Source organism: Ureibacillus chungkukjangi (assembly GCF_003217295.1).
Taxonomy (GTDB): Bacteria; Bacillota; Bacilli; order Bacillales_A; family Planococcaceae; genus Ureibacillus; species Ureibacillus chungkukjangi.
This window is the reverse complement of record NZ_QJTJ01000053.1, coordinates 1-8,693: the sequence shown is the minus strand read 5'-3', so window position 1 is coordinate 8,693 and position 8,693 is coordinate 1. Positions and strand designations below refer to the sequence as shown.

9 protein-coding genes are annotated in these 8,693 nt (G+C 34.6%); 8 read left to right on the top strand and 1 reads right to left on the bottom strand.

Annotated elements, in window-relative coordinates; all coding sequences use genetic code 11:
* Positions 1-242: 242 nt before the first annotated feature.
* On the bottom strand, positions 243-1,238 hold the full coding sequence (locus BJ095_RS18440; RefSeq protein ID WP_107937838.1) for a DGQHR domain-containing protein: 996 nt from the start codon (positions 1,236-1,238) through the stop codon (positions 243-245).
* A 137-nt stretch (positions 1,239-1,375) separates the two neighbouring features.
* On the opposite strand from BJ095_RS18440, the gene BJ095_RS18435 reads away from it, so the two are divergent.
* The 8 genes from BJ095_RS18435 (at position 1,376) to BJ095_RS18400 (ending at position 8,533) form a co-directional block, all read left to right on the top strand.
* Positions 1,376-1,729, top strand: a complete 354-nt coding sequence (locus tag BJ095_RS18435) for a helix-turn-helix domain-containing protein (protein WP_107937837.1) — start codon at positions 1,376-1,378, stop codon at positions 1,727-1,729.
* A 331-nt stretch (positions 1,730-2,060) separates the two neighbouring features.
* Entirely contained in the window at positions 2,061-2,786 is a 726-nt protein-coding gene (locus tag BJ095_RS18430; RefSeq protein WP_107937836.1) for a DUF72 domain-containing protein, read from the top strand.
* A complete protein-coding gene (locus BJ095_RS18425; protein WP_107937835.1) occupies positions 2,786-3,610 on the top strand; it encodes a sulfite exporter TauE/SafE family protein in 825 nt (274 codons plus the stop codon). The genes BJ095_RS18430 and BJ095_RS18425 overlap by 1 nt, the downstream gene beginning before the upstream one ends.
* A gap of 39 nt (positions 3,611-3,649) precedes the next feature.
* Positions 3,650-5,011: a bifunctional metallophosphatase/5'-nucleotidase gene (locus BJ095_RS18420; protein WP_107937834.1), complete on the top strand. Its 1,362-nt coding sequence runs from the start codon at positions 3,650-3,652 to the stop codon at positions 5,009-5,011.
* A gap of 56 nt (positions 5,012-5,067) precedes the next feature.
* Positions 5,068-6,171 (top strand): HD-GYP domain-containing protein, encoded by a 1,104-nt coding sequence (locus BJ095_RS18415; RefSeq protein ID WP_107937833.1) that lies wholly within the window; start codon positions 5,068-5,070, stop codon positions 6,169-6,171.
* Positions 6,172-6,237: 66 nt separating this feature from the next.
* Positions 6,238-6,999 (top strand): sporulation protein YunB, encoded by a 762-nt coding sequence (yunB, locus tag BJ095_RS18410; protein ID WP_107937839.1) that lies wholly within the window; start codon positions 6,238-6,240, stop codon positions 6,997-6,999.
* A gap of 216 nt (positions 7,000-7,215) precedes the next feature.
* Positions 7,216-8,136: a lipoyl synthase gene (gene lipA / locus BJ095_RS18405; protein WP_107937832.1), complete on the top strand. Its 921-nt coding sequence runs from the start codon at positions 7,216-7,218 to the stop codon at positions 8,134-8,136.
* Positions 8,137-8,182: 46 nt separating this feature from the next.
* Positions 8,183-8,533, top strand: a complete 351-nt coding sequence (locus BJ095_RS18400; RefSeq protein ID WP_107937831.1) for a YutD family protein — start codon at positions 8,183-8,185, stop codon at positions 8,531-8,533.
* Positions 8,534-8,693 lie beyond the last annotated feature (160 nt).

Below are 8,693 nucleotides of genomic sequence, written 5' to 3'. Positions count from 1 at the left end.
AAAACGCCAAAAATCCCTACTTTTATATTGAAAGCAGGGATTTTACTCTGTATCCAATTAAAAATTTTTAAATTAAAGCACTACACTACATTGAATAGTATTACTCATACTTTTATTAACTTATTTAAGTTTTAATCGACTCTATTGTAAAAGAACAACTTTATTTCTATATACTTTTATAAAAATAAAAAAGAAGAACGATTACCTAAATTTTGTAATCGCCCGTTAAAATTTATAGTTGTTCAATTTTTAATGCAATTTAAAATATCACTAGCTAGCATATTAGCCCCAGGTAAACCTTTCAAATATTTTAAATCTCCATTAGAGGACCAATCTATCACTTTTAGATTCACTAATATACTTGCAATTTTTGCTGAGTCTGGTTGTTGGGATTTAACTAAATAGTTATCATTAATTATTTTGTTACCAGCAATTGCTAATCCGTATAAGCATGTAATATGAGTTAGTTTGAATAATTTATAATCGTCCCATTCTTCAGGGAAAATCTCTTTAATTAGATTGAAATAAAAAAGTGCTAAGTTAAGTTTCTTTTCCTTAGATAAACTATCAAGTTCGGACTTCTTTGTTAGATACTTTACGATGTTATATAAATTTTGGAGAGTTATATTTTTTTCTTTTGTTCTTTTTCCAATTAAAGTTCCTTTACTGAAAAACGGACTTTCCGGTTTTAGTATTAAATTAGTTGCAATCCAACTAATTTCATCATTATCTCTATTAAGATAGCGACTTAAAGATGTTCCTATTCCTTTTGCCTTTGTATTTATTACATCAAATAATTTAATCTCTTCATCCTCATCCAAATAGTGGAATGCTAAAAATGGTACATTTAATGTGCTTTCTGTCTCTTTTATATATTCCTTTATACCAGCTAACCTATGTTGTCCATCCATTAAAGTTGCTTTTCTCTTACAAATTAGTCTTCCGTAATTTGGACGGTTATTATCATATGCATGAAATTCCCACTGTCCTGCAGCATTCAATAGGATCGGGGTATAAAGTGCATCTTCTCCTTGAGATAAATAATTAGCAAAATCTTTACATCTTTTTTTATCGATAGGTCGTTGATAACCTTTCCCTGAAGGATCATTAAATTGTTTTGAATATGAAAAATTAACTGCTACTTGTGATGAAACAAACCCTTGATAGGATACTCTTCCTCTCATTTTCGATTGTATTACATTTTCTATTGCTATATTTGAAGTTAAGACATTACTCATAGTAAATAATTTCTCCTTATTAATAATTTGATACACGAAAATTATATAACTTATAAGTACATAAATCAATAAAAGTTATAATATATGTATCTGTAATGATTTGGAAACCTCACATAGGCTTAAAGTGAGGTGATATAATGGATAATCTAGTAAAGTTAGTTGGATTAAATATTAAAGAGATTAGAAAAATTAAGAAAATGACTCAAGAAGAATTGGCGGAAAAGAGTGGCCTTCAAACTTCATACTTAGCAGGTGTTGAAAGAGGAGACAGGAATATTACTCTACAAACGCTAGAAAAGATTGTATTAGGTCTTGAAGTGTCTCCATCATATATTTTTAATTTTGAACGATTAGATACTAACGAAAGACATTTTGAGAAAGAGGAATTGTCCTTATTATTATTTAATTTAATTGAAAATAAAAATGAAGGTGAAATTCGTTTATTACTGAACATAGGAAAGGAGATATTTAGTACTTATGGACATAAATAAGAAACAAGTTGTTTCTTATTTTCTTTTTATTATATATATAGGATATAAAAGAAAAAATGTACGGATTTTTCAATGATTATCTTGACCTTTTACTCACAGATACTCAACATAAAGAAAATTCAAACTTAATACTTGAGTTAATTAAAAAAGTAATTGTACAATTAATAAACAATAATAAATGCCCAATTTGGGCATTTTTTTTATAATAATGTATAAATTGGTTTATATAATTTTATTATTTTACCCAAGAAAAATGGGCGAAATGTAAATAATGTTATAAGGATAGGGTTTTTTGAATTTTACCCATTATTAAATGGATATATAACTTAGGATACCATCAAGACAGAATATTGAAAAATGGATTAATGGAACACCTGATTCCTTTCAATTTATCGTGAAGGCCTATCAAGGGATGACGGGGCATTTAAGAGATGATAATCCTTATGAAACACGCAGTGAGATGTTTGAGGCATTTAAGCAAAGTGTGAGTGGTTTTCAAGATGGAAATAAATTGGCGATGATTTTAGTACAATTTCCACCTTGGTTTGATTGCTCGGTGAAAAATGTAAACTATATCCGTTATGTCAAACAACAGCTTGAAGAATTCCCGATTGCCATCGAGTTTCGTAATAGTACCTGGTATAGCGAGGATCGAAAGGCAGAGACTATCCGCTTTTTGAAAGAGCAGGGATTCATACACACGGTTTGTGATGAGCCTCAAGCTGGAGTAGGATCAGTACCCTTTGTGGTAGAAGCCACTCATGAAAAAGCCCTTGTACGAATACATGGGCGTAATGTATATGGATGGCGGAATTCAGGCTCGACGGAAAATTGGCGTGAGGTTCGGTTTTTGTATGATTATAATGAAGAAGAATTAACCGATATGGCAAATAAAATAAGAAATCTAGAGAAGCTTTGCAAGGAGGTTTTCGTCCTTTTCAATAATAATTCAGGCCACCATGCTGCAGATAATGCAAAGACTTTACAAAAAATGTTGGAGCTTGAATTTGATGGACTTTCACCAAAGCAGCTCGATTTCTTTGAAGGAGAGTTTTGATGGAGTATTTCCTACTAGCAATCATTGCTCTAAGCTCAGGAATAGTAGGCTCCCTGGTAGGTCTGGGTGGGGGCGTAATCTTAATTCCTGCAACATTATTCATAGGCATCAATCTTGGATTTTTCCCGGAAATTACGCCACAGAAGGTTGTTGGACTGTCTGTAGTGATGATGATTTTCACAGGACTTTCTTCAACACTATCCTATATGAAGAATAAGCAGGTTGATTTTAAAAGCGGGTTTATCTTTTTTATTGGCAGTATACCCGGAACGATGTTTGGTGCATGGTTAAATAAAGGCTTAGATTTACCCTCTTTTAATTTGTTTTTCGGGTTATTTTTAGTGTTTTTATCAATATTATTGTTTGTCCGTGATAAATTAAAGCCGATACAATGGTTTGTTCAACATGGAAAACAGACAAACTTTACGGATAAAGAGGGTAAGGAATTTGTTTATGGCTATCCTATTTGGTTTGCTATTTTGTTTACCTTTGTAGTTGGTACAGTGTCTGGATTATTTGGGATTGGAGGCGGCTCCTTACTTGTACCCGCAATGGTATTATTATTCCTATTCCCGCCACATGTAGCAGTAGCAACATCAATGTTTATGGTGTTTTTATCATCTATCGTCAACTCGGCCAGTCATATTTATTTAGGGAATGTGCCTTGGATTTATACAATCCCGGTTATAATTGGAGCGTATGTTGGAGCTAAGGTCGGTGCAGGTCTCAATAAAAGAATGCAGTCGAAAACCATTGTCTTCGTGCTACAAATCGTCATGCTCTTAATAGGTATCAGGTCAATTATTGACGGATTATTTAACTAGATAGTTAGCAATTATTAAAATCATAAGGAGGTGATCCATTTGCTTGAGACGATTCATATATTTCATACCAATGATATACATAGCCACTTTGAATATTGGCAAAGAATGCACAACTATATTAAAACCCAGCGCCAAGAATTTTCTAAGCTCGGGGAAACGAGCTTTTTATTTGATATTGGAGATCATATTGACCGTTCTAATATTTATACTGAAGCCACTCTAGGTAAGGGTAATGTCCAATTATTAAATGAAGCGCAATATGATGCTGTCACAATTGGGAATAACGAGGGAATTACTTTAGCTTTTGAAGAATTACACGAGCTCTATAATGAAGCGAATTTTGACGTAATCGTAGGGAATATTGAGCCAATGAGCGGTCCTAATCCGAAATGGCTAAAGCCATATACCATCTTACAAACTAAATATGGTACAAAGATTGGGGTCATTGGAGCAACTGCTATTTTTGAAGTGTTTTATAAGGAATTAAATTGGCATATTACTGAGCCTCGAGAGGTTTTAATATACTTCGCAAATCAGCTGAGAGATCAGGTAGATATTCTTGTATGCTTATCCCATCTTGGAATCACGGAGGATGAGCTTTTAGCAAATGAGTGTCCAAGTATTGATGTTATTTTTGGATCACATACACATCATCTATTTGAAGAAGGAAAGGTAGTAAACAACGTATTGCTAACGGGCTGTGGCAAATTTGGGATGTATACTGGTCATTTAACTCTCCAATTTGACCATACTACTAGAAATTTAGTGAAGAAAAAAGAAATGGTAATTGAAAATGCCATCCTGCCTGAAGCAGATGGTGAAGCATTATTTTTAGCGAATCTGACCGAGCAAGGGAAGAAGCTATTACAAACACCAATTTTCCAAACAAGTAAAAACTATAATAAGGAATGGTTTCACTATTCACAGCTATCCGAGCTGTTTGCAAAGGCTGTCCTTGATTTTACTGATGCTGATTGTACAATGTTTAATGCCGGAATTTTACTGGATAGCTTAAAAAAAGGAATTATTACCAATTATGATATTCACAAAATTTTACCTCATCCGATAAATATATGTGTCATTGAATTGTCTGGAGTAGAACTGAAAGAAGTATACTTACAAGCTCAAAATGAACAATGGCCGCTTTTAGAACTAAAAGGTCTTGGCTTTAGAGGTTCTATATTTGGGAAAATGCTTACTTATGAATTTACTATGAATAAGCAAAGAGAGCTGCTAGTGAATGGTAAGGTTGTTGATTTAAATCAATATTATAAGCTTGCAACTTTAGATATGTTTACTTTTGGGTATTTCTTTCCAAGCTTTAAATATGCTAAGAAAAAGTACTATTTGCCATTATTTTTAAGAGATATTTTAATTGAATATGGTAAAAAGATAGTTTAATTCATTATAATTATCGTAAGGATGTATTTCTAACACAGGAATTGAGGTAAAATTGAATGCGTTTAATATCAATCAATGTGCTTAAAACAGGAATGATGATCGGTAGGCCGATTTGGAATGAGGCTGGGCTTCCTTTAATAAGAAAGGATGTTGTAGTTACAGATAGCCTCATTAGTAGATTAAAACAATTAGGCATTCAATATGTATATATTGACGATAAAATTTCAGAAGGCATTGAAATCGAAGAAACAGTCCCTTTAGCTGTTAGAAAAAAAGCGGTCAAACAAATCACGGCCGCTTTCCAGAAAATAAAGGGTTTAGATAATAAATCTGCAACACTTGTTATAGATAAACAAACAAAAGAAATTGGTAATCTGGTAGACGATATACTCAGCTCTATTTTAAATGCTGAAGAGATTTTAATGATTCTATCGGATACTATGCTATATGACGAGTATATTTTCCAGCATTCGTTTCAGGTGACTCTCTATTCACTTGCAATAGCAAAGGAAATGGGCTATTCACAAAGCGACTTAAGAACAATCGGGATAGGCGCCATCTTGCATGATGTAGGTAAAATGGTGACACCATCAGACATTTTGTTCAAACCAGGACGTTTAACAGACGAAGAATTTGAAACAATGAAACAGCATGCTCGTTCAGGATTTGATATTTTAAGGAATTTACATACTGTATCCCTACTTGTCGCTCATTGTGCCTTCCAGCATCATGAACGAATCGATGGTAGTGGATACCCACGCGCTTTAGTCGACTATGAAATACATCCATTTGCAAAAATTATTGCAGTGGCTGATGTATTTGATGCAGTTACATCGAACCGTGTTTATCGGGAGAAAATGGTGCCATCTCAGGGGATTGCCATTATCGAGGCTGGTAGAGGAACAATGTTTGATGCAAAAGTTGTGGATGCTTTGAAGAAAAGTGTTGTTCACTATCCAAATGGAACAATTTTACTCTTGTCAGATGGCAGACGCGGCGTTGTGGCCAAGCAAAACGACCAAAATGCAGCATTACCTTGCTTACGTATTTTTGAGGAAAATAATCAATTATTAAAAACAACGTATCAACTGGATTTGACACAAGAGACGAATGTGAAAATTGAAAAAGTTGATACAGAATATATTTTTGAAACTGAATAGTTATCTTCTCCTGTTCATAAATTGAAGCAGGAGGAGATTTTTTTGTTTTCTCGAAAACCAAATAGAATGATGTTTGCTAAAAAGAAGTCAGGGAAAATACTTAAACTGTCTAATAGAATTACCTTATTCATTATAGTTTTTGTAATCGGGATTACGGCATTCTTATACATATTAAATGCTCGCTTAATGCCTACATATGTTGATTATGCGCAAGTGCAAACGACTAAAATTGCTGCACATGTAGTTAGTAAAGCGATTAATTCGAGAACATCCAGCGTACTAGATGTAAATGAAATTATAGAAGATTTACCCTCAGAATCGGATTATATGGTTACAACAAAATTTAACACAGAGATTATTAACCAGGTTCGAGCTGAAACAACTGCTTTAGTTAAAGAGCATTTGGAGCTAGCTGAACAAGGAGATCTGTCGAAATTACCTGATTTAGAAAATGTCGAATATGATGTAAGGGAAATTCAAAAAGGGGATGGGATTGTCTTTTTCGTTCCAATTGCCCAAGCCCTTAACCTCCCTTTACTAGGAAATTTAGGTCCGAGAGTTCCAATTCGCTTTCACATCATTGGAAATGTTGCAAGTGACGTGGCAACATCCATTACAGAATTTGGTATCAACAATGCAAAGGTCGAGGTTAACATTCATTTGCAGGTAAATGTTCAAATTATTATCCCATTTGCGAGTCAGAAGTCGACAGTGGAGCAAACAATTCCAGTTGCAATTGGTCTAGTGCGTGGTCAAGTCCCACATATTTATACGAATGGTGGAGATGGAGCACAGCCTTCGATTGAGGTTCCAATCCCATCGAATTAGAATTTTGAATAATTTAAAAGGCATTTATATCTAAACTTGACGAAAGTTAGTTGTTATAACTTGTAATAATATGTTACATTGACATCAGTATGTTTAATTTTTTATAGAGTAGATAAGAAAGTGTAGAACTTTCCTAACTGCAAAAGTTCAACTAAGGCTTATTGTTCTAGATGGTCTTTTCGATAAGCTAAGTTATTGATAGGGGCGAAAATAGTAATGACAAGTAAACCTGTTAACGAGAAAGAGCAAATCTTACGAAAACCCGAATGGTTAAAAATAAAATTAAATACGAACGATGAATATAAAGGCTTAAAGAAGTTGATGCGTGAGAAAAACCTGCACACAGTTTGTGAGGAAGCACGTTGTCCGAATATCCATGAGTGCTGGGGTGAACGCAGAACGGCTACAATGATGATTTTAGGTGATGTATGTACACGTGCATGTCGTTTTTGTGCTGTTAAAACAGGTCTACCAAACGAATTGGATCTAGCAGAGCCAGAACGTGTTGCTGATTCTGTTGAAATTATGAATTTAAAACACGTTGTAATTACAATGGTTGCTCGTGATGATTTAAAGGATGGCGGAGCAGGCGTACTAGCTGAAACAGTTCGTGCAATTCGCCGTAAAACACCACAAACATCTGTAGAAGTATTACCTTCTGATTTAGGTGGGCTAGAAGAAAACCTAAAATTATTAATGGATGCAAAACCAGATATTTTAAACCATAATATCGAAACAGTAAGACGACTAACGCCAAGAGTTCGTGCCCGTGCAAAATACGATCGTTCACTTGAATTCTTAAGAAAAGCTAAAGAAATGCAGCCTGACATTCCAACAAAATCTTCTCTAATGATTGGCTTAGGAGAAGAATGGGATGAAATCTTAGAGGTAATGGACGACCTAAGAGCTAACGATGTAGATATTATGACAATCGGTCAATACCTACAGCCTTCGAAAAAGCATTTACCGGTTAAAAAATACTATACACCGATTGAATTTGGAAAACTTCGTAAAATTGCGATGGAGAAAGGCTTCAAGCATTGTCAAGCTGGGCCATTAGTGCGTAGTAGCTATCATGCAGATGAGCAGGTAAACGAAGCAACAAAAGCTAGACAATTACAAGCTGAAGAAATATAAAAAATACTGCCAACTTTTTGTGGATTTAAAGATAGGGGGAGTTTCGATGATTATTGCAGAAGGATACACTTATGAAATTATCGAAAATGTCCGAGAGGGTTTCAAAGAGGATGCTTTCTTAGCTAGATATTCAGATATCCTAACGAAGTACGATTATATCGTGGGAGATTGGGGATACGGTCAGCTCCGTTTGAAGGGTTTCTTTGAAGACAAAAATCAAAAAGCAACCTTTGATACGAGAATCAGTACTTTCGAAGATTACTTATATGAGTATTGTAATTTTGGCTGTGCCTACTTTATTTTAAGAAAAACAGGAAAAGCCCCAAGGCAATTAGAATCGACATCTAATGCTGCTACTGAAGCAGCTCAAGAAGTTCCCGAGGAAGTTGAAAGCTGATTTTAGTAATCTAAGCTTCAAGCTAAAATGTACCACCGTGAGTGAAATTGACTCGCGGTGGTTTTCTTGTGCGCCCGGCATGCGCATGAACTATAGGGTGTAAGTCCCGAACCCCGAAGACAGAAGTAGAGGTTAGCCAAGAGCAAGGGTGTCCGTGGCG

Coding starts and splice junctions, on each gene's coding strand:
- BJ095_RS18400 (WP_107937831.1), top strand. CDS start 8,183: ATGATTATTGCAGAAGGATACACTTATGAAATTATCGAAAATGTCCGA.
- lipA (WP_107937832.1), top strand. CDS start 7,216: ATGACAAGTAAACCTGTTAACGAGAAAGAGCAAATCTTACGAAAACCC.
- BJ095_RS18415 (WP_107937833.1), top strand. CDS start 5,068: ATGCGTTTAATATCAATCAATGTGCTTAAAACAGGAATGATGATCGGT.
- BJ095_RS18435 (WP_107937837.1), top strand. CDS start 1,376: ATGGATAATCTAGTAAAGTTAGTTGGATTAAATATTAAAGAGATTAGA.
- BJ095_RS18425 (WP_107937835.1), top strand. CDS start 2,786: ATGGAGTATTTCCTACTAGCAATCATTGCTCTAAGCTCAGGAATAGTA.
- BJ095_RS18440 (WP_107937838.1), bottom strand. CDS start 1,238: ATGAGTAATGTCTTAACTTCAAATATAGCAATAGAAAATGTAATACAA.
- yunB (WP_107937839.1), top strand. CDS start 6,238: ATGATGTTTGCTAAAAAGAAGTCAGGGAAAATACTTAAACTGTCTAAT.